This is a genomic window from Streptomyces sichuanensis, from assembly GCF_020328095.1.
GTDB classification, from domain to species: domain Bacteria; phylum Actinomycetota; class Actinomycetes; order Streptomycetales; family Streptomycetaceae; genus Streptomyces; species Streptomyces cinnamoneus.
This window is the reverse complement of the sequence record NZ_JAIXMK010000019.1, coordinates 1-20,688: the sequence shown is the minus strand read 5'-3', so window position 1 is coordinate 20,688 and position 20,688 is coordinate 1. Positions and strand designations below refer to the sequence as shown.

The 20,688-nt window shown below is 73.4% G+C and carries 19 protein-coding genes; 9 read left to right on the top strand and 10 right to left on the bottom strand.

Features of this window, described 5'->3' with window-relative positions:
• Positions 1-132: 132 nt before the first annotated feature.
• Entirely contained in the window at positions 133-648 is a 516-nt protein-coding gene (locus LE181_RS09335) for a hypothetical protein (RefSeq protein ID WP_225660735.1), read from the bottom strand.
• Positions 649-655: 7 nt separating this feature from the next.
• Entirely contained in the window at positions 656-931 is a 276-nt protein-coding gene (locus tag LE181_RS09330; protein WP_225660738.1) for a hypothetical protein, read from the bottom strand.
• 119 nt (positions 932-1,050) lie between these two features.
• Here LE181_RS09330 and LE181_RS09325 point away from each other — a divergent pair, with 119 nt between their 5' ends.
• Positions 1,051-3,336 (top strand): serine/threonine-protein kinase, encoded by a 2,286-nt coding sequence (locus LE181_RS09325; protein ID WP_225660734.1) that lies wholly within the window; start codon positions 1,051-1,053, stop codon positions 3,334-3,336.
• A gap of 62 nt (positions 3,337-3,398) precedes the next feature.
• On the opposite strand, the gene ilvD is transcribed toward LE181_RS09325, so the two are convergent.
• From ilvD to LE181_RS09305, 4 genes are all read right to left on the bottom strand, one after another.
• Entirely contained in the window at positions 3,399-5,255 is a 1,857-nt protein-coding gene (ilvD, locus tag LE181_RS09320) for a dihydroxy-acid dehydratase (protein WP_225660733.1), read from the bottom strand.
• A 178-nt stretch (positions 5,256-5,433) separates the two neighbouring features.
• Positions 5,434-6,093, bottom strand: coding sequence for a TetR/AcrR family transcriptional regulator (locus LE181_RS09315; RefSeq protein WP_225660732.1), 660 nt, complete (start codon positions 6,091-6,093; stop codon positions 5,434-5,436).
• Positions 6,090-6,914 carry a sugar phosphate isomerase/epimerase family protein gene (locus LE181_RS09310; RefSeq protein ID WP_225660731.1) on the bottom strand — a complete coding sequence of 275 codons (825 nt, stop codon included), beginning with the start codon at positions 6,912-6,914 and terminating at the stop codon, positions 6,090-6,092. Before LE181_RS09310 ends, LE181_RS09315 begins: the two co-directional genes overlap by 4 nt.
• 152 nt (positions 6,915-7,066) lie before the next feature.
• A complete protein-coding gene (locus tag LE181_RS09305) occupies positions 7,067-7,999 on the bottom strand; it encodes a Ppx/GppA family phosphatase (protein ID WP_225660730.1) in 933 nt (310 codons plus the stop codon).
• A 144-nt stretch (positions 8,000-8,143) separates the two neighbouring features.
• On the opposite strand from LE181_RS09305, the gene LE181_RS09300 reads away from it, so the two are divergent.
• Positions 8,144-8,935: a DUF3109 family protein gene (locus tag LE181_RS09300; protein WP_225660737.1), complete on the top strand. Its 792-nt coding sequence runs from the start codon at positions 8,144-8,146 to the stop codon at positions 8,933-8,935.
• Positions 8,936-8,965: 30 nt separating this feature from the next.
• Here LE181_RS09300 and LE181_RS09295 read toward each other — a convergent pair whose 3' ends face one another.
• Positions 8,966-11,092, bottom strand: coding sequence for a BACON domain-containing protein (locus LE181_RS09295; protein WP_372458297.1), 2,127 nt, complete (start codon positions 11,090-11,092; stop codon positions 8,966-8,968).
• A gap of 186 nt (positions 11,093-11,278) precedes the next feature.
• On the opposite strand from LE181_RS09295, the gene radA reads away from it, so the two are divergent.
• On the top strand, positions 11,279-12,724 hold the full coding sequence (gene radA, locus LE181_RS09290; protein ID WP_190112580.1) for a DNA repair protein RadA: 1,446 nt from the start codon (positions 11,279-11,281) through the stop codon (positions 12,722-12,724).
• A 155-nt stretch (positions 12,725-12,879) separates the two neighbouring features.
• On the top strand, positions 12,880-14,013 hold the full coding sequence (gene disA, locus LE181_RS09285; RefSeq protein WP_190112579.1) for a DNA integrity scanning diadenylate cyclase DisA: 1,134 nt from the start codon (positions 12,880-12,882) through the stop codon (positions 14,011-14,013).
• Between the two features lie 88 nt (positions 14,014-14,101).
• Here the strand turns inward: disA and LE181_RS09280 are convergent, their stop codons facing one another.
• The gene (locus LE181_RS09280) at positions 14,102-14,926 is read right to left on the bottom strand and encodes a hypothetical protein (protein WP_225660729.1); all 825 of its coding nucleotides are present in this window, start codon (positions 14,924-14,926) and stop codon (positions 14,102-14,104) included.
• A gap of 173 nt (positions 14,927-15,099) precedes the next feature.
• Positions 15,100-15,678, bottom strand: a complete 579-nt coding sequence (locus LE181_RS09275) for a pyridoxamine 5'-phosphate oxidase (protein ID WP_225660728.1) — start codon at positions 15,676-15,678, stop codon at positions 15,100-15,102.
• A gap of 77 nt (positions 15,679-15,755) precedes the next feature.
• Here LE181_RS09275 and LE181_RS09270 point away from each other — a divergent pair, with 77 nt between their 5' ends.
• The 5 genes from LE181_RS09270 to cseC all read left to right on the top strand — a co-directional run bounded on the left by LE181_RS09270 (position 15,756) and on the right by cseC (position 20,197).
• Entirely contained in the window at positions 15,756-16,661 is a 906-nt protein-coding gene (locus tag LE181_RS09270; RefSeq protein ID WP_225660727.1) for an HhH-GPD family protein, read from the top strand.
• Between the two features lie 318 nt (positions 16,662-16,979).
• Positions 16,980-17,528 carry a SigE family RNA polymerase sigma factor gene (locus tag LE181_RS09265; RefSeq protein WP_225660726.1) on the top strand — a complete coding sequence of 183 codons (549 nt, stop codon included), beginning with the start codon at positions 16,980-16,982 and terminating at the stop codon, positions 17,526-17,528.
• Positions 17,516-18,154, top strand: a complete 639-nt coding sequence (locus tag LE181_RS09260) for an LppP/LprE family lipoprotein (protein ID WP_225660725.1) — start codon at positions 17,516-17,518, stop codon at positions 18,152-18,154. The genes LE181_RS09265 and LE181_RS09260 overlap by 13 nt, the downstream gene beginning before the upstream one ends.
• 7 nt (positions 18,155-18,161) lie before the next feature.
• On the top strand, positions 18,162-18,863 hold the full coding sequence (gene cseB, locus LE181_RS09255) for a two-component system response regulator CseB (RefSeq protein ID WP_225660724.1): 702 nt from the start codon (positions 18,162-18,164) through the stop codon (positions 18,861-18,863).
• Between the two features lie 32 nt (positions 18,864-18,895).
• Positions 18,896-20,197 carry a two-component system sensor histidine kinase CseC gene (gene cseC, locus LE181_RS09250; RefSeq protein WP_225660723.1) on the top strand — a complete coding sequence of 434 codons (1,302 nt, stop codon included), beginning with the start codon at positions 18,896-18,898 and terminating at the stop codon, positions 20,195-20,197.
• Positions 20,198-20,224: 27 nt separating this feature from the next.
• Here cseC and LE181_RS09245 read toward each other — a convergent pair whose 3' ends face one another.
• On the bottom strand, positions 20,225-20,686 hold the full coding sequence (locus LE181_RS09245; RefSeq protein ID WP_225660722.1) for a VOC family protein: 462 nt from the start codon (positions 20,684-20,686) through the stop codon (positions 20,225-20,227).
• Positions 20,687-20,688 lie beyond the last annotated feature (2 nt).

Sequence of the window (20,688 nt, the reverse complement as noted above, 5' to 3'; positions counted from 1 at the left end):
TTTAGCGGATTTCCCCGGCGACTCCTAATCGGAGTCCGTTCCGTATTTCGGCAAGCCGAAATACATCCCGTTGAGGGGCGCTGCGGTAGTGGGGTGCTGCCGTGTGGCAACTCGGAGAACTCTACACGAGGTTCAGGGGTGCTTGCGCCGCGCCTTGCGCGTCCTCGCCGCCGGGTTGCCCGTGCGGGTCGTGCGGCGGCGCTCGTGCCGGGTGCGGGCCTCCTCGTACTCCGCCCGGTGGAGCTTCTCGCCGGGAGCCTCGATCAGGCAGCGGAAGAAGTAGGCGAGCAGGGTGCCGATGAAGCCGATCATCATCAGGCTGTGCATCGAGCGCTCCGCCGCCTCGTCCCTGGTCCCGGCGTCGGGGCGCCGCACGAACCGCTCCCACGTGCGGCGGAAGGCGATGGCACTGCATACGGCGAATCCGATGACCACCATCGCGTTGACGACGCCACCCACGTTGGCGATGGCCAGGCCCTCGTAGCCGAGGCGCAGGAGGGACGCGCCCGCCGCCGCTGCCGCCAGGGAGCCGGCCGCAACGCCGGCACGGCGCAGGGCGTAGCCGTCAGCGTGGTCGACCCACGTCGTGCCGAAGAAGCGGATCGGCTCCGGCCGGGGGCCGCTCGCCGCCTGGTGCTCGTCGCTCATGCGTCGATTATCCCGAGCAGCGGGCGGCGACGAAGTCGCTGCTGCCCGTCTTCACGTACGCGTCGGACACGTACTGGCCCGGTGCGATGCAGTCCCAGATGTCGGTCGTGCCGCACGGGCCGGAGACGGTCTCGCCCCGGCTCTGGCAGCGGATCGGCACGCTGGAGCCCTGCGGGAGGACCTTGACCAGCTCGCTGTCGGTGCTCGGACCCCGGCGGACGTTGACCTGGTGTCCCGGAGCAATCGCGTAGTACGTCATGGTGCTCTCCCCCGTGAGGTGAATGACATGCGCAGGCTAGCAACGCCCGGCACGCCTCCCGGGTCCCGCCCGCCCCATCGATTAGGCTCCGCAGGCTGCCGCCGGAAGCGGCCGAATACACGGGGGACACGGGGGTGGGGGGCATGCCGCCGCTGCGCAGTGCCGGGACGGGACCGGAAGCGGACGATCCGCAGTATGCGGGTCAGTACCGGCTGGAAGGGCGTCTCGGCTCCGGCGGCATGGGCGTGGTGCACCTGGCCCGCAGTGCCTCGGGGCTGCGGCTCGCGGTGAAGGTGGTGCACGCCGAGTACGCGGCGGACCCCGAGTTCAGGGCCCGGTTCCGGCAGGAGGTCGCGGCGGCGCGGCGGGTGAGCGGTGCGTTCACGGCCTCCGTGGTCGATGCCGACCCCGACGGCGACCGGCCCTGGATGGCCACCCTCTACATTCCCGGCCCCACGCTCTCCGAGCGCGTGAAGCGGAACGGCCCGCTGGGGGCGGACGAGCTGCGGCGGCTCGCGGCGGGGCTCGCCGAGGCGCTGCGGGACATCCACCGTGCCGGCGTCGTGCACCGGGACCTGAAGCCGAGCAACGTCCTGCTCGCCGACGACGGGCCGAAGGTCATCGACTTCGGCATCTCCCGCCCGCACGGTCTCGCCAGCGAGCTGCGTACGGAGACGGGGAAGCTGATCGGCACGCCGCCCTTCATGGCGCCGGAGCAGTTCCAGCGGCCACGCGAGGTGGGGCCGGCGGCCGATGTGTTCGCGCTGGCGTCGCTGCTGGTGCACGCGGCGACGGGGCGCGGGCCGTTCGAGTCGGAGAGTCCGTACATCGTCGCGTACCAGGTGGTGCACGACGAGCCGGATCTGACGGGCGTGCCGGACGACCTGGTGCCGCTGATTCGTTCCTGCCTGGCGAAGGAGCCGGCGGACCGGCCGACTCCCGACGAGATCATGGGCATGCTGCCGCCGTCGGTGGCTGCGGGGGCCGAAGCCGCCGCCCCGAGCGGGGCGCACCTGCCGCACGCCCGTCGGCCCCGCCCGGTCCCTGCCCGGGGCTCTGCCCCGGCGCCGGCCCCCGCCCCGGATCCGTCCCCGGCTGCGCTCTCCTCTTCTTCTCCTGCGGGTTCTTCCCCCGCGGCCTCTTCTCCTGCGGCTGCTTCTCCTGCGACCGACGCAGTCCCCCGTCGCGCCCGCCGGCGCCGTGCCCGTCGGCTCGTCGTCGCCGCGGTGGCCGTCGTGGCTCTCGGGGCGGGTGCGGCCTGGGCGGTGCGCCAGGTGGACGGTCTGACCCGGCACCCGTTGCAGACGCGCCCGAATCCCGCCGGCGCCGCCTGGCAGCCGTGGGAGACGTCGGTGCCGGCGGACGCCGCCGGGAACGGCGAGGTGCGGGCGGGCTTCTGCACGTACGCGTCCGGTGCCCTCTACTGTTCCGCGCGCGGTGTGCACGCGGCGCGGATGGACGCGGTCAGCGGCAAGGTGGCCTGGCGGCGGACGGCCACCGCACAGCGGCCCGGCGGGGGCGCGCCGAGTGCGCCCGTGGTGTCCGGCGGCCTGGTCCACGCGCTCTCGCCGGACAAGCGCGAGCTGTCGGCGCTCGACCCGGCCACGGGTGAGCCTCGCTGGACGCGGGACGTGTCGGCGTACGGCGGGCGGGTCTACCACGCGGGCGACACCGTGCTGCTGGTCGCGGCGGACGGAACGGTGACCGCCGTGGACGGGGGTACGAACCACGAGCGCTGGCGGCATCCGCTGCCCGGTGGCATCAAGCCCGTCTTCTCCTTCTACGGCAGCGGACCCGCGTACGCGGTGGCGCCCTCGTCCGACGGGCGGCGAACGACGGTGGTAGCCGTCGACGCGGTGCGGGGCACGACGCTGTGGGAGTGGACGGGGGCCGGGAATCTGACCGCCGTCGGCAACGGCCCGCACGACGTTCTCCACCTGACCGAGAGCGATTCCCACACGCGGGTGTCGGCGATCGTGCGGTACGCGCCGGGGATCGGGCGGGAGCGGCGGGTGCCGCTCTCCACTCCTCTGGAGGCCACGAGCGTCGTCTCCCGCGGCGACTCGGTCTACGTGCTGTCCGCCGACGGCGGGCTCACCGCGTTCGACGCCGGCCGGGAGGCGTCCGGCAAGGAGGCCGGTGGTTCCGTGGCGCTGTGGCGGCTCGACACCTCCGTCGCCAACGCCTCGGCTCTGGTGGCGGCGGAGGGGAACCGGTTGTACTTCTCGGCCGCCGACGGCCGGCTACTGGCCGTGGACACGGCGCAGGGCTCGTTGCTCGGGACGACCTCGCCGCGGCTGGCGCGGGCGGGGCGGGGGCTGCTGGAGCTGCTGCCGGCGCCGTTGGTGGCGGACGGGAAGGTGTTCGGGGCCGCGCCGGACGGGACCGTCTTCGCCGTGAACGCGGCCAATCCCGCCGGGTGGCGGTAGAGGACGGGCGAGGTTTTCCCGGCTGTGGGAGGGGCGGGTTCCCCCGCCCCTCCCACACCGCCTCACAGGCTGTTCAGCCGGTTCACGTCGCGCACCGCGCCCTTGTCCGCGCTCGTTGCCATGGCCGCGTACGCCTTGAGCGCCGCCGAGACCTTGCGGTCTCGGTTCGCGGGCGCGTACGTGCCGCCCAGCGCCTCGCGGCGGGCCGTCAGCTCGGCTTCGGGGACCAGCAGTTCGATGGAGCGGCCGGGGATGTCGATGCGGATGCGGTCGCCGTCCTGCACCAGCGCGATGGTGCCGCCCGCGGCGGCCTCCGGCGAGGCGTGGCCGATGGACAGGCCCGAGGTGCCGCCGGAGAAGCGGCCGTCGGTGACGAGGGCGCACGCCTTGCCCAGACCGCGGCCCTTGAGGAAGGACGTCGGGTAGAGCATTTCCTGCATGCCGGGGCCGCCGCGCGGGCCCTCGTAGCGGATGACGACGACGTCGCCCTCCTTGATGCCCTTGGAGAGGATCTTCTCCACGGCCTCGTCCTGCGATTCGCAGACGACGGCCGGGCCCTCGAAGGTCCAGATCGACTCGTCGACGCCGGCCGTCTTCACGACGCAGCCGTCGACCGCCAGGTTGCCCTTGAGGACGGCGAGGCCGCCGTCCTTGGAGTAGGCGTGCTCGACGGAGCGGATGCAGCCGCCGGCCGCGTCCACGTCGAGGGAGTCCCAGCGCTCGGACTGCGAGAAGGCGGTGGCGGAACGGACGCAGCCGGGGGCGGCGTGCCAGAGCTCGACGGCCTCGGCGGAGGGGGAGCCGCCGCGCACGTCCCAGGTCTTGAGCCACTCGGCGAGCGAGGCGGAGTGCACGGTGTGGACGTTCTCGTCGAGCATGCCGCCGCGCCAGAGCTCGCCCAGGATGGCGGGGATGCCGCCGGCGCGGTGCACGTCCTCCATGTAGTACGTGCCGCCGGGGGCGACGTTCGGGGCGACCTTGGCCAGGCACGGGACGCGGCGCGAGACGGCGTCGATGTCCGTGAGGTCGTAGTCGAGCCCGGCCTCCTGGGCGGCGGCGAGCAGGTGGAGGATCGTGTTGGTGGAGCCGCCCATGGCGATGTCGAGGGCCATGGCGTTGTCGAAGGCGGCGCGGGTGGCGATGTTGCGCGGCAGGACGGACTCGTCGTCCTGCTCGTAGTAGCGCTTGGTGATCTCGACGACCGTGCGGCCGGCGTTCTCGTAGAGGGCCTTGCGGGCGGTGTGGGTGGCGAGGACGGAGCCGTTGCCGGGCAGGGACAGGCCGATCGCCTCGGTGAGGCAGTTCATCGAGTTGGCGGTGAACATGCCGGAGCAGGAGCCGCAGGTGGGGCAGGCGTTCTCCTCGATGCGCAGGACGTCCTCGTCGGAGACGTTCTCGTTGACCGAGTCGACGATCGCGTTGATCAGGTCGAGCTTGCGGACCGTGCCGTCGACGAGCGTGGCCTGGCCGGCCTCCATGGGGCCGCCGGAGACGAAGACGACCGGGATGTTCAGGCGCATCGCGGCCATGAGCATCCCGGGCGTGATCTTGTCGCAGTTGGAGATGCAGATCAGGGCGTCGGCGCAGTGGGCCTCGACCATGTACTCGACGGAGTCGGCGATCAGGTCGCGGGAGGGCAGCGAGTAGAGCATGCCGGCGTGGCCCATGGCGATGCCGTCGTCGACGGCGATGGTGTTGAACTCGCGCGGGACGCCGCCCGCCGCCTTGATCGCGTCGGAGACGATGCGGCCGACCGGCTGGAGGTGGGTGTGGCCCGGCACGAACTCGGTGAAGCTGTTGGCCACCGCGATGATCGGCTTGCCGAAGTCCTCGCGCGCTACGCCCGCGGCCCGCAGAAGGGCTCGGGCGCCCGCCATGTTGCGGCCGTGGGTGACAGTGCGGGACCTCAGCTCGGGCATCCTGCTCCACTCCTCGAAATCCTGGTTCTGGACTTTCGAGCCTACGCCGGACGACCACGGTACGGACAGGTTTTCCGCGATGTGAGATGGATTGGGCGCTGCGCGCGCCACGGGTGGGCCTGGCCTGGGCCGGCTCCCGCGCCGGGGCTCCGGGCGTCCGGGAGTGCGCCTCCGCGGGTCAGTCGCCCGTCAGGCCGCCCGTCAAGTGGCGTTGTACCGCCGGGGCCGTCATGGCGATGACCTGTTCCAGGTCGGCCGATGCCAGGGGTTCGATCCTTATGACGTGCCGCAGCATGGCCACGCCGACCAGGTGCGCCGCCGCCAGCTCCGAGCGCAACCGGGGGTCGGGGCCCTGCAGCTGTCCGGCCACGCGGGCCATGATCCGGGTGCTGATCAGCTCGCGGAAGACCGCGGCGGCGGTTTCGTTGGCCATGGCCGAGCGGAGGATCGCGAGCACCGGTTCGCGGGTGGCCGGGGCCTCCCACACGCCGAGGACGAAGCGCGCCATCCGCTCCCCCAGGTCCTCCGGATCGCCCTCGACGAGGACCTCGGAGGCGCTGAGGGAGGGGGTGACGGCCATCTCGACGGCGGCGGCGAAGATCTTTTCCTTGGGGCCGAAGTAGTGGTGCACCAGGGCCGGGTCGACGCCGGCGGCCTTGGCCATGCCCCGGATGGACGCCTTGTCGTAGCCGTGCTCGGCGAACTCGGCGCGGGCGGCGGCGAGGATGCGTTCGCGTGCGCCGGGGCCGCCGTCCGCGTCCGTACGGGCGGGACGGCCGCGCTTGCGCGCCCGTGGGGCCGGGCCGGGCGTGCCGGGGGCCTCCGGGGTGTCCGTCATCGCCGGGGGGCACCCGTCGGGGAGGCGAGGTGCAGGCGGGTGTAGGCCAGCGCCTCGGCCAGGTCGGCCTCGCGCTCCGCGGCGGACATGGCCCGCCGGGTGTTGACCTCGATGACGACGTGGCCGTCGAAGCCGCTGACGGCGAGCCGTTCCAGCAGCTCGGCGCAGGGCTGCTTGCCGCGGCCGGGAACGAGGTGCTCGTCCTTGGCGGAGCCGTTGCCGTCGGCGAGGTGGATGTGGGCCAGCCGGTCGCCCATCCGGTCGATCATCTGCAGGGCGTCGGTGCGGGCGGTCGACGTGTGCGAGAGGTCGACGGTGAAGTGGCGGTAGTCGTCCTTGGTAACGTCCCAGTCGGGGGCGTAGGCGAGCATCTCGCGGTCGCGGTAGCGCCAGGGGTACATGTTCTCGACGGCGAAGCGCACGTCGGTCTCGTCGGCCATGCGCCAGATGCCGCGGACGAAGTCCCGGGCGTACGAGCGCTGCCAGCGGAAGGGCGGGTGCACCACGACCGTCGTCGCGCCCAGCTTCTCGGCGGCCGTGCGGGCCCGCTGGAGCTTGACCCAGGGGTCCGTGGACCAGACGCGTTGGGTGATCAGCAGACAGGGGGCGTGGATGGCCAGGATGGGCACCTGGTGATAGTCCGAGAGGCGGCGCAGCGCCTCGATGTCCTGGCTGACCGGGTCGGTCCACACCATGACCTCGACGCCGTCGTAGCCCAGGCGTGCGGCGATGTCGAAGGCCGTCGCCGTCGACTCGGGGTAGACCGATGCCGTTGACAGCGCGACCTTCGCATCCGGAATGCGCACCACTGGCTCTGTCACGAGGGACAGCGTATGCCCGCCCCTGCGGCGGCGGGCAGGTGGTCCCGCAAGCGGGGCACGCGTCACACCGTGAGGAGCACGCGCCACACCGCTGCCGGGAGCGCGCGTCGCATCGTGGCGAGCGCGCGTCACACCGCGGCGGGAAACACGCGTCACACCGTGGGGAGGTGGTCCAGGCGGCGGAGGATGACGCCCTCGCGCAGCGCCCAGGGGCAGATCTCCACCTCGTCCAGCCCGAACAGGTCCAGGGCCGCCTCGGCGACGAGCGCGCCCGCGAGCAGCTGCCTCGCCCGGCCCTCCGACACGCCGGGCAGCGCGGCGCGCTGCTTGACGGTCATGCCGGCGAGCCTGGGCACCCACTCCTCCAGGGACGTGCGGGCGAGGATCCGCTGGGTGTAGGGGCCCTCGGCGGAGCGGGCAGCGCCGGCGATCCTGGCGAGCTGTTTGAAGGTCTTGGAGGTGGCGACCACGTGGTCGGGGCGGCCGTTGCGGGTGAACTGGCCGACGTCGCGGGCGATCTCCGTGCGGACGTGGCGGCGCAGGGCCCGTACGTCCTGGGGGTCGGGCGGGTCGCCGGGGAGGGAGGCGGTGGTGAGGCGGCCGGCGCCCAGCGGGAGGGAGACGGCGACGTCGGGCTCCTCGTCGAGACCGTAGGCGACCTCCAGGGAGCCGCCACCGATGTCGAGGACGAGCAGCTTGCCGGCCGACCAGCCGAACCAGCGGCGGGCGGCGAGGAAGGTGAGCCGGGCCTCCTCGGGGCCGGAGAGCACGGACAGGGTGATGCCCGTCTCCTCCTTGACCCGGGCGAGGACGGCGTCGGCATTGGTGGCCTCGCGGATGGCGGAGGTCGCGAACGGGAGGACTTCTTCGACTCCCTTGTCCTCGGCGGCCTGCTGGGCCTCGTGGATGGCGTCGATCAGCCGCGCCACGCCGGCGTCGCTTATCGCACCGGCCTTGTCGAGCAGTTCCGCCAGGCGCAACTCGGCCTTGTGGGAGTGGGCGGGCAGGGGGCAGGCACCGGGGTGCGCGTCCACCACGAGCAGGTGGACCGTATTCGAGCCCACGTCGAGGACACCGAGTCTCATGGCCTGAACGCTACTGCCGCGGCCGGAGGCACTTAGGCTTGAGGGGTGGCGAAGACGAAGAAGGCCAAACCGGACAAAGCGCGGGACAAAGCCTCGAAGAACCAGACAAAGAGCTCCGGCAAGGCCGACGAGCTCTCTTCCAAGGTGCTCAAGAAGACCAAGGACAAGGGCGCGTCCGAGGGCGCCGTTCCGGACGAGGTCGGGCTGGATTTCGCCCGCGCCTGGGTCGAGTTCCCCGACCCCGAGGACGAGGACCAGGTCTTCCGCTGCGACCTGACGTGGCTGACGTCACGCTGGACGTGCATCTTCGGCAGCGGCTGCCAGGGCATCAAGGCCGGCCGCGCCGACGACGGCTGCTGCACGCTGGGCGCGCACTTCTCCGACGAGGAGGACGAGCAGCGGGTCGCGGGGCACGTGGCGCGGCTGACGCCGGACATGTGGCAGTTCCACGACGTGGGCACGGAGTCCGGCTGGACGCAGCTCGACGAGGACGACGGCGAGCGGCAGACGCGCCGCTGGCAGGGCTCCTGCATCTTCCAGAACCGGCCGGGCTTCGCGGGCGGTGCCGGCTGCGCGCTGCACATCCTGGCGCTCAAGGAGGGCCGCGAGCCGCTGGAGACCAAGCCGGACGTGTGCTGGCAGCTGCCGGTGCGGCGGACGTACGACTGGATCGACCGGCCCGACGACACGCAGGTGCTGCAGGTCACGATCGGTGAGTACGACCGGCGCGGCTGGGGCCCGGGCGGCCACGACCTGCACTGGTGGTGCACGTCGGCGCGGTCCGCGCACGGCGCCGGCGAGCCGGTGTACGTGTCGTACCGGGCGGAGCTGATCGAGCTGATGGGCAAGGACGGCTACGCGCAGCTGGTGAAGCTGTGCGAGGAGCGCATGGCCTCGCTGCTGCCGATGGCCCCGCACCCGGCCGACGCCCGCTGATCCCTTCCCCTTCTTCCTTCGTTCCGCCGCTCAGCCGCCCGTGCGGCTCGGTTCCGGTGTCGGCGCGGGGGCGGAGGGGGGCGGTGTGCTCGGGTGGGCCGACGACGGTGACGGCTGAGGAGCGGCGCCACAGCCCTCGATCGTCACCACGCTGCCGCCGGGCGCGACGGCCACGCGGGCGCTCCAGCGTCCCGCGGGTTCCCGGCCGTGGTCCACGTACACGGTGACCGTCACGGACCGGCCCGGGTACAGCACGCCGCCCGGCTGGCTCAGCCGCAGCCAGGGCGCGTCGGCCGACATGGACCAGCTGACCGGCTCGCCACCGCTGGCGGTCAGCTTGATGATCGTGGCCGTGCCGCTGGGCTGCGCCTCGACCGTGAGCCGGCCGGGGCCCGTCACCCGCCCGGGAGCCGCGGGCAGCGGCGCCACGCCACCTGCCACGGCCGGGGGCGTGGCGCCCGCGGCGGGCGGGGCCGCGACCGGCACCGGCCGGCCGTCGGGGCCGATCACGGCGACGGAGACGTCGGAGAAGCGGTGGCCCACCGTGGCCGGCGTCGGCGTGCCCGTGCCGGTGGAGCTGTGGGTCGGGCCCGAGGGCCCGTACGGGGCCGCGTACGGGTCGTCGTACGTGCCCTGCTGCGAGCCACCGCCCAGGCTGTCCGTCTCCGTGGCGGAGACGGAGGCGGCGCCCTGCCCTTCGGGGCCGCCCCGGTAGGCGGCCCACAGGGCCAGGATGGGCGCGGCCACGACGGTCGCGACGACGGTGGTGGTCACGGCCCGGGTGCGCAGGCGGCTGCGCCGGGCGGCACGGTCCTTGGGGGCGAGCGGGAAGCCGCCGCGGTCGAAGCGCGGGGTGGCTCGGGCGGCCGCGCGCCGGCGCTGCGGGCGTGCGCCCAGGGCGTGCGCGAGGGCGCTGTGCGCCGCGGCGCGGGGTGCTTCCAGGACGGGCAGGGCGGCGGTGGAGGCGGCCGTGCCGGGCCAGGGCTCGCCTGCGTTGGCCCGCTCGGCGGTGCGGCGGCAGTCGGCGCACTCGTCCACGTGCCGTACGAGCTCGCGCCGGAGCGCCGCACCCAGCAGGACCTCCGTCTCCCCCACGAACCGGGAGACGACCGGGCAGCGGCCGGACTCCACGACGGCCAGCGCGGTGCGGGTGCGCTCGACCTCGCAGGCGGCGCTGGAGAGCAGGGCGCGTGCGGCGTCGTGGTCGAGGCGGAGCACGGCGGCGACCTCGTGCGGGGCGAGGCCGTGCCGGACGGCCAGCTCCAGGGCCTCGCGCTGCTCGGCGGTGGTGCCGGCGGCCTCGGGCCAGGCGAGCAGCGCCAGCTCCGCGCGGGCCCGGGAGTCGGCGTCCGGAGCGGGCTCGCCGGACCGGGGGCCGGGGCCGTTGCCCGCCCCGCGCTCGGCGAGGCGGCGCAGGCACTCCCAGCGGGCCAGGGCGTACAGCCAGGCGCGGTGCGCCTCCTCGGCGGCGGGGGCGCGGTCGGTGCGGCGCTCGGCCAGCGCCAGGATCTCGCCGAGGGCGGCGACGGCGGCGTCGTGGTCGCAGAGGACGGACAGGCAGTAGGTGAACAGCCCGTCGAGGTGGGCTTCGTAGCGCTCGGGCAGGCTTTCGGCCGGGGCGGGGTGAGCGGCGGTGCCGGGCTCCTCGGCCGGGCCAGGGTGAATGGCGGTGCCGGGTCGTTCGGCCGGGCTGCGCTGAGCGGCGGTGCCGGGCTGCTCGACGAGGGTCGGCCGCTCGTCGAGGGTGGGCTGAACGGCGGTGCCCTGCCACTCAGCGGCACCGGACCGAGCGGCAGGGCCCAGCGGGGTGGCGGGACCGGACCCCGCAGCGGGGCCGGGACGGGCAGCGGTGCCTGGCCGGTCGACGACGGCGGGCGGGTCGGCAACGCCCGGCCGGTCGACGAAGCCCGGCCGGTCGACGAGAGCGGGCCGGTCGACGAAGCCCGGCTGATCGACAAGGCCGGGCCGGTCGACGACGGCGGCCGGGCTTCCCCCGGCGCTTCCGGTGTCCTCCGCCGCGCCGGGTGCGGGACGCTCGGCGTGCGGGGCGTGCTCGACGGGCTCGGCGACCGGGGGCTGGGCCGCGCGCGGCGCACGGCGGGATGCGCGGTGCGCGCCGGTGGCATGCGTGGGGGGCTCGGGCCTGCTCGTCATCATCCCGGCGACGGTAGGCGGACGGTGCGCCCTCGTCCGCCCTGCAGCCGCAGGTTTAACCCGTACGGGTGACTCTCTCCCTCAAAAGGGGACAGGAGCCACACATTCCGCACCGATGGCGGTAAACGGCGTGCACAAGCGAACGCCACCGGCCCGGCGCTGTCAGTGGCCGCCGCTACGGTGGTCCGCATGGCTGCCCGTACTTCCCGCTCGTCCGCCAAGGACCGGCCCTCCTACCGCTGCACCGAGTGCGGCTGGACCACCGCCAAGTGGCTCGGCCGCTGCCCCGAGTGCCAGGCGTGGGGCACGGTCGAGGAGTTCGGCGGCGCGCCCGCCGTGCGGACGACCGCCCCCGGCAGGGTGACCTCCGCCGCGCTGCCGATCGGGCAGGTGGACGGCCGCCAGGCCACCGCGCGCAGCACGGGCGTGGACGAGCTGGACCGCGTGCTGGGCGGCGGGCTGGTGCCCGGTGCGGTGGTGCTGCTGGCCGGCGAGCCGGGTGTCGGCAAGTCGACCCTGCTGCTGGACGTGGCCGCCAAGGCCGCCTCCGACGAGCACCGCACGCTCTATGTGACGGGTGAGGAGTCGGCGAGCCAGGTCCGGTTGCGCGCGGACCGGATCGGCGCGCTGTCGGAGCACCTCTATCTGGCCGCCGAGACGGATCTGTCCGCCGTCCTCGGGCACCTTGACTCGGTGAAGCCGTCCCTGCTGATCCTGGACTCCGTCCAGACGGTGGCCTCCCCCGAGATCGACGGCGCACCCGGCGGCATGGCCCAGGTCCGGGAGGTCGCCGGTGCGCTGATCCGGGCCTCCAAGGAACGCGGGATGTCGACGCTGCTCGTCGGGCACGTCACCAAGGACGGCGCCATCGCCGGTCCCCGTCTGCTGGAGCACCTGGTCGACGTCGTGCTGCACTTCGAGGGCGACCGGCACGCGCGCCTGCGCCTGGTGCGCGGCGTGAAGAACCGCTATGGGGCCACCGACGAGGTCGGCTGCTTCGAGCTGCACGACGAGGGCATCACCGGCCTCGCCGACCCCAGCGGCCTCTTCCTCACCCGGCGTGCCGAGCCCGTGCCCGGTACGTGCCTGACGGTGACGCTCGAGGGCCGGCGGCCGCTGGTGGCCGAGGTGCAGGCGCTGACGGTCGACTCCCAGATCCCCTCGCCCCGGCGCACCACCTCCGGCCTGGAGACGTCGCGCGTGTCGATGATGCTCGCCGTGCTGGAGCAGCGCGGCCGCATCAGCGCGCTGGGCAAGCGGGACATCTACAGCGCCACGGTGGGCGGCGTGAAGCTCTCCGAGCCGGCCGCCGACCTGGCCGTCGCGCTCGCCCTGGCCAGCGCCGCCAGCGACACCCCGCTGCCGAAGAACCTGGTGGCCATCGGCGAGGTGGGCCTGGCCGGCGAGGTCAGACGGGTCACGGGCGTGCAGCGGCGGCTGGCGGAGGCCGCCCGCCTGGGCTTCACGCACGCCCTGGTGCCGGCCGATCCCGGCAAGGTGCCCAGCGGCATGCGCGTCCTGGAGGTCGCGGACATCGGCGAGGCGCTCCGGGTGCTGCCCGGACGCCCCCAGCGCGAGAAGCGCGCCGGGAGCGGGCGGCAGGCGTTGGCCGGAGCCCGACCTGAGGAGAGCTGAGGACAGCCCCCTAATAGGCTGGGCGCCAGTAGACTTTGCCCTGGTCCCGCCCGTACGTACACACCGTCGTACGCGACGCACACGGCGTGCACGACGGCGTACGCGACAGCAAGGGCGGCCCGCGGCACCGTTGACCTTGCGACCGGAGGAGTGCAGTGGCAGCCAACGACCGGGCATCGGGCCCCGGCAAGGCCGGAAGCGGCTCCGGTGGCTCCGGGGTCGACGGGCTGATGCGCGCCTCGCTGAGCGCCGTCGCGCCCGGCACGGCCCTGCGCGACGGCCTGGAGCGCGTCCTGCGCGGCAACACGGGCGGGCTCATCGTCCTCGGCATGGACAAGACCGTCGAGCAGATGTGCACCGGCGGATTCGTCCTCGACGTCGAGTTCACCGCGACCCGCCTGCGCGAGCTGTGCAAGCTGGACGGCGCCCTGATCATCGACAAGGACATCTCCAAGATCGTGCGGGCGGGCGTCCAGCTCTACCCGGACGCGTCGATCCCCACCGAGGAGACCGGCACCCGGCACCGCACGGCGCAGCGCGCGTCGATCCAGTCCGGCTTCCCCGTCGTCTCCGTCAGCCAGTCGATGCGGCTCATCGCGCTGTACGTGGGCGGCGAGCGCCGCGTCCTGGAGGAGTCGGGCGCGATCCTCTCCCGCGCCAACCAGGCGCTGGCGACCCTGGAGCGCTACAAGCTCCGCCTGGACGAGGTCGCGGGCACCCTCTCCGCCCTGGAGATCGAGGACCTGGTCACCGTCCGCGACGTCACTGCCGTCTCGCAGCGGCTGGAGATGGTGCGCCGCATCGCCACCGAGATCGCGGAGTACGTGGTCGAGCTGGGCACCGACGGGCGTCTGCTCTCGCTGCAGCTGGACGAGTTGATCGCCGGTGTGGAGCCGGAGCGCGAGCTGGTCGTGCGGGACTACGTCCCCGAGCCGACCGCCAAGCGCACCCGCACGGTCGCCGAGGCCCTCTCCGAGCTGGACTCGCTCACCCACGCCGAGCTGCTGGAACTCCCCATCGTGGCACGGGCCCTGGGCTACAGCGGTTCCCCGGAGACGCTGGACTCGGCGGTCTCGCCGCGCGGCTACCGCCTGCTGGCGAAGGTGCCGCGACTGCCCGGCGCCATCATCGAGCGGCTCGTCGACCACTTCGGCGGCCTGCAGAAGCTCCTGGCCGCCAGCGTCGACGACCTGCAGACGGTCGACGGCGTCGGCGAGGCCCGCGCCCGCTCGGTCCGTGAGGGCCTCTCGCGCCTCGCGGAGTCCTCGATCCTCGAACGGTACGTCTGAGTCCGGACACCTCCGGATATGACACCTCCGGATATGGGTGAGGGCCCCGCGTGCGGGGCCCTCACCCATATCCGTCTCCCGTGCGGCGTCAGCCCTTCTCCAGCACGAACTCCGTGCGCTCGGTGACGCCCGCGACCTTCACCTCGACCCGGTACGTGCCCGGCGCGGCGGCGGGGCTGCCGGCGGGGGTCGCGCAGTGCGGGACGCTGCGCTTGCGGTCCCACTCCAGCGTGCGCTTCGTCTCGCCCGAGCCCGGCACCTCGAAGTGGACCGCGCCCGTGCCGCGCGGGCAGTCGTCGGAGGCCCACACGTGCTCCTCGCCCTTGCTGTCGGTGATCTTCAGCAGGGCGGCGGTGGCGCCGAAGTTCACCTTGCAGGCGCTGCCACCGGAGTTCTGCACGACGAGCTCGAACTTGGGCTTCTCGCCGGGCCCGTAGGACGCCTTGACGCTGCGCACCGACACCTTCACCGCTCCCGCGGTGCAGTCGGGCAGCGTCGATCCGGCCGCGACCGGCTTGCCGTCCCCGCTGACCGCCAGCCCGGCACCGCCGCCGAAGCCGCCGGCCGCAGCACCCGCGCCGCCGGCTCCGCCGCCCGTACCGGCGCCACCGGCCGAGCCGCCGCCCGTACCGCCGCCGGACGTGCCGTCGCTGCCGCCGTTGCGCGAATCGTCGCGCCCGCCCGGGCGTTGGCCGCTGTGCGGGCCCGAGGGTGTCGGGCCGGGCGTGATGGTGGTCTCCGCCGGGCTGTTGGAGCCCTCGCTCTGGGAGCCCTCGGAGCCGTCACCGCCCCCCATCGTGAGCAGCCACACGGCCAGCAGTACGAGGAGGCCGAGCAGGCCAATGGCAACTGCCCTCCGCCGCCAGTAGATGGAGGAGGGAAGCGGCCCGATCGGATTGCGCAGAGATCCCACGCGAAGACTCTACGAGAGAACCGCGGGGGCACCAGCCAGTACCCGCCGTAGGAGTGCCTACTTTTCTCATCATCTGCCCGCAAGCAGGACTGTTGGCGCACCGGGAGCGCTCGTCGGCGGCGGCGTCCATGTGCACGGCCATGCGACGCGTGTGCGGTGGCCGGACGGCGGTTTCAGGCCGAAAGCGGGCGCGGCCACTCGGTCTTGTGCCCGAAACCACGGCCGTTGTCGACGAGACGCAGCCATGTCGGGCGCAACTCCCACAATTCGGCACGCTCCATGGCCTGCCGGAGCCGTTCGCTCTCTTCCACATAGGGGAAGCGGGCGCTGTACGCCCGCCATGCCGCGGCGCGTTCGGCGCCGTCCAGCAGGCGGCAGGCGCCACGGCCCTGAACTCCCGTCAGGGCGGTCCACTGCTGGCCGTCGCGCTGCGCGGTGAAGGCGACGCGCGCGTCGCCGGAGAGGAGGGCGCGGCCATGCCGGGTGCCGGTGGAGGTGACGAAGACGAGCACGGGTACGGGCAGGGGTACGAGCACGGGCTCGGGCTCTGGCTCTGGCTCGTGGGTCGTCGCTCGGGCGTCCGGCTGCCGGCCCGCCTCTGACTGCCGGCCCGCCTCCGGCTGCCGGTCGGCGACCGCGTAGAGCACCGCGCACGCCTGCGGGCCGTCCTCGTCCGCGTAGGCCAGGGTCAGGGTGGTGTGCGCGTCGAGGGCCGCCCGGATCTGCGGCGGGAGCGTCTCCGTCGGGGTCATGCGATCAGCGTAGGCGGGCCGACGCGGGGCCGGTGCGTTTCCCCGCTCCGCGCGGGCGTGCCAGGATCGGTGGTGCCATGACTGCGATGCCTGACACCACGCCCCAGACGTCCACTCTCCTCCACGCCCCGGTGATCGACTGGTTCGGGGTGCACGCCCGGGACCTGCCCTGGCGACGCCCGGAGGCCGGGCCCTGGGGGGTGATGGTCAGCGAGTTCATGCTGCAGCAGACCCCGGTGAACCGGGTGCTGCCGATGTACGAGCAGTGGCTGGCCCGCTGGCCGCGCCCGGCCGACCTGGCGGCCGAGCCGCCGGGCGAGGCGGTCCGCGCGTGGGGGCGCCTGGGCTACCCGCGCCGCGCCCTGCGGCTGCACGCCGCCGCGACGGCGATCACCGAGCGGCACGGCGGCGAGGTCCCGGAGGACCACGCCAAGCTGCTGGCGCTGCCGGGGGTCGGCGAGTACACGGCCGCGGCGGTGGCGTCGTTCGCGTACGGCCAGCGTCACGCGGTGCTCGACACCAACGTCCGTCGCGTGTTCGCGCGGGCGGTCAGCGGCACCCAGTACCCGCCGAACGCCACGACGGCCGCCGAGCGCAGGCTCGCCCGGGCGCTGCTGCCCGCGGACGAGGCGGTCGCCGCGCGCTGGGCCGCGGCCACGATGGAACTGGGGGCGCTGGTCTGCACGGCCCGTACGCCGGGGTGCGGCCGGTGCCCGATCGCCGGCGAGTGCGCGTGGCTGGCGGCCGGGTCGCCGGAGCACGACGGCCCGCCGCGCCGGGGCCAGACCTATGCGGGAACGGACCGGCAGGTGCGCGGCAAGCTGCTGGCGGTGCTGCGCGAGGCGGTCACCCCCGTGCCGCAGGCGGCCCTGGACGCGGTGTGGCACGAGCCGGTGCAGCGGGCGCGGGCGCTGGACGGGCTGGTCGCCGACGGCCTGGTCGAGCCGCTGGCCGACGGCTGCTACCGGCTGCCGCTCACCTGACCCTCACGTTCCCGACCCTCACGTTCTGCCGGGCCGCCCGCCGACCCCGGCCGGAGGCGGTACACAGCCCGCTCACGGAGTCGTCACAAAGAACGTCACGAACGGCCGCCCCACAACGTTGTCAGGTCCTCAACGAAACGGACAGAGCCACTCTTTCCCCGATCTATCCTTCGGGCTGTTACACAACCTATGGACAGCTGTGCACCAGCCGAAGGGCTGGTGCACATCACGTCGCAACAGCTCCTCCGTAGCGTCCTACCCGTGCTGGACGACTGCCAGCGTCGCGGGGAACGCAAAGCGGGAATGGAGGCTGCGAGTATGGCCAGCAGCGGCAAGGTTCTGGACTTCGAAGAGTACGTGCGCAACCGTCAGGACGCCCTCCTGCGCAGCGCCCGGCGCCTCGTCCCGGACCCCATCGACGCGCAGGACCTCCTCCAGACCGCCCTCGTCCGCACCTACGGCCGCTGGGAGGGCATAGCGGACAAGTCGCTGGCCGACGCCTACCTCCGCCGCGTCATGATCAACACGCGGACCGAGTGGTGGCGCGCCCGCAAGCTCGACGAGGTGCCCACCGAGCAACTCCCCGACGCCAGCGTCGAGGACGGCACCGAGCAGCACGCCGACCGCGCCCTGCTCATGGACGTCCTCGGCGTCCTCGCACCCAAGCAGCGCAGCGTCGTCGTCCTGCGACACTGGGAGCAGATGAGCACGGAGGAGACGGCGGAGGCGCTCGGCATGTCGACCGGCACGGTCAAGAGCACGCTGCACCGGGCCCTGGCGCGGCTCCGGCAGGAGCTGGAGAGCCGGGACCTGGACTTCCACGCCCTTGAGCGCGTCGAGCGGGGGCGGGAACGGTGCGCGGCCTGATCAAGGCTGCCGGGATCAAACCGGCGCTGATCACCGGTGGCGCGGTCTCCGCACTGGCCGCGACCGCCGGTCTTCTGCTTGCCGGATGCGGTGCCAGCAGCGAGGGCGTCCGCAAGGAGGGGCCCGCGGAGACCCAGGCGGCGGCGAAGGCCGCCACCCGTGAGCCCTCGGCGACGGCCACCTCGGCGCAGGGCAAGGTCGACGCCGTCAAGATGATCAAGGCCGACCCCAGGGTCAGCGACCAGATCAAGAAGAACCTCAAGCCCTGCGTGAAGGACCACTACCCCGTCGACGTCATCTACGGGCCGCTCACCGGGGCCGCCCGCTCCGACATCGTGGTGAACGTCCTGACGTGCGGCGACTCCATCGGCATCGGCTCGTATGTGTACCGTCCCAAGGGTGACGCGTACGAGAATGTGTTCGCGGCCGAGCAGTCCCCCGTCTATGCCGACATCGACCGGCGCGACCTGGTGATCACCAAGCAGGTCTACGCACCGGGCGATGCCGTCTGCTGTGCGTCGGGGGAAGATGTCCTGACCTACCACTGGTCGGACGGCGCCTTCCAGGAGTCCGGCCGCACGCACACCGACTACGGCAAGGTCGGCAACAAGGGAACGGAGGGCTGAGGGCAGCGTGGCGGATACGCATGTGCTCTTCGTCGAGGACGACGACGTCATCCGGGAGGCCACCCAGCTCGCGCTGGAGCGCGACGGCTTCGCGGTGACCGCGGTGCCCGACGGGCTGCTGGGGCTGGAGAGCTTCCGGGCCCGGCGGCCGGACATCGCGCTGCTCGACGTCATGGTTCCGGGCCTGGACGGCGTCAGCCTGTGCCGCCGGATCCGCGACGAGTCGACCGTTCCCGTGATCATGCTGTCGGCCCGCGCCGACTCCATCGACGTCGTCCTCGGTCTGGAGGCCGGCGCCGACGACTACGTCACCAAGCCCTTCGACGGCGCCGTGCTCGTCGCCCGCATACGGGCCGTCCTGCGCCGCTTCGGACACGCCAGCGGTGCGGCCGGCGGCGCCGAGGAGTCCGAGGCGATCGAGGGCGGCGTGCTGCGCTTCGGCGACCTGGAGGTCGACACCGAGGGCATGGAGGTCCGCAAGGCCGGCACGCCCGTCGCCCTCACCCCCACCGAGATGCGGCTCCTGCTGGAGTTCTCCGCCGCGCCCGGCACCGTGCTCTCCCGCGACCGCCTCCTGGAGCGGGTCTGGGACTACGGCTGGGGCGGCGACACCCGCGTCGTCGACGTCCACGTGCAGCGCCTGCGCGGCAAGATCGGCCAGGACCGCATCGAGACCGTCCGCGGCTTCGGCTACAAGCTCCGGGGCTGACCGGCCGTGCCGGTGAGAAGCATGGTCGCACCGTGGTGAAGCTCGCCCTCCGCACTGGTCTGCGCTGGAAGGTCAGCCTGGCCATCGCGGCCGTCGGCGCGCTCGTCGCCGTCGCTCTCAGCCTCGTCGTCCACAACGCGGCCCGCGTCTCCATGCTCAACAGCAGCCGCGACCAGATGGACGACCGCGTCCAGATCGCCCAGCGCTACTACGAGTCCACCGGCGGCAAGCTGATGCTGCGCGCCAAGGTGGACGACCCCACGCTGCCCAAGCCGCTCCGCGACGCCGCCGACCTGGGCCTGCGCGCCACCTACCTGCAGGACAGCGGCAACGGGGCCCCCGAGGTCTGGGCCTCCACACCGCTGCGCAACGGCAAGATCCTCTCCATCCACACCCGCTTCAAGGACCGCTACGACATCCTCAACGACCTCGACCGGGCCCTGATCATCGGCTCCGTCTCGGTCGTCCTGGGCGGCTGCGCCCTGGGCATCCTCGTCGGCGGCCAGCTCTCGCGCCGCCTGCGCAAGGCCGCCACCGCCGCCCGCAAGCTCGCGGACGGCGACCCCGACGTGCGCGTCCGCGACGCCATCGGCGGCCGCGTGCGCGACGAGACGGACGACCTGGCCCGCGCCGTGGACGGCATGGCCGAGGCGCTGCGCGACCGGCTGGAGGCCGAGCGCCGCGTCACCGCCGACATCGCCCACGAGCTGCGCACCCCCGTCACCGGCCTGCTGACCGCGGCGGAGCTGCTGCCGCCGGGCCGCCCCACCGAGCTCGTACGGGACCGGGCCCAGGCCATGCGCACCCTGGTCGAGGACGTCCTGGAGGTCGCCCGGCTGGACAGCTTCGCCGAGCGCGCCGAGATGCAGGACATCGAGCTCGGCGAATTCGTGCAGCGCCGGGTGCGGTCGGTGGCCCCGGAGGCCCGGGTCAGGATCGTCCGCAGCGCCTACGTCTCCACCGACCCGCGCCGGCTCGAACGCATCCTCGGCAACCTCCTCGCCAACGCCGCCAAGCACGGCCGGGGCGAGATCGAGGTCACGGTCGAGGGGCGGGTGCTGCGCGTGCGCGACCACGGCCCCGGCTTCCCGGAGGAACTGCTCAAGGAGGGGCCGAGCCGCTTCCGCACGGGCAGCAAGGACCGCGCGGGCAAGGGCCACGGCCTGGGCCTGACCATCGCCGCGGGCCAGGCCCGCGTGCTCGGCGCCCGCCTCACCTTCCGCAACGCCGACCCGGAGCTGGAGGACGGCACCGGCGCCATCGCGGTCCTGTGGCTCCCGGAGTCGTCCCCGACGCGCACGGGCAGCTTCCCGATCATCCAGGTGCCGGACTAGGGCCGGGCGCCGGCCGGAGGTGCGGGGTCACATCGGGTCGACGCACTCGCCCCAGTCCTTGCCGACGTCCAGCTGCTCGCGCTGCTGGGTCAGCGAGAACCAGTTGCCGGAGTCGTCGCGCAGGATGGCCTCGGTGCCGTACGGGCGGTCCTGCGGCTCCTGGAGGAACTCGACGCCCTTGGCCTTGAGCGCCTCGTAGTCCCGGCGGACGTCGTCGGTGCTGAGCACTCCGGCGCCCAGCACGCCCTTGGCGACGAGCTTCTTCACGGCCTCCGCCGACTCGGGGTCCAGGCCCGGCGGCCCGGGGACCATCAGCGTCAGCTCCACGTCCGGCTGGTCCTTGGCGCCGACGGTGAGCCAGCGCATGCCCTTTTCGCCGCCCACGGTCATGTCCGTGCGGATCTCAAGGCCGAGCTTGTCCGTGTAGAAGTCCTTCGCCCGGTCCTGGTCGAGGACCCAGACGGTGGTGATGGCAATTCCCTTGATCATGA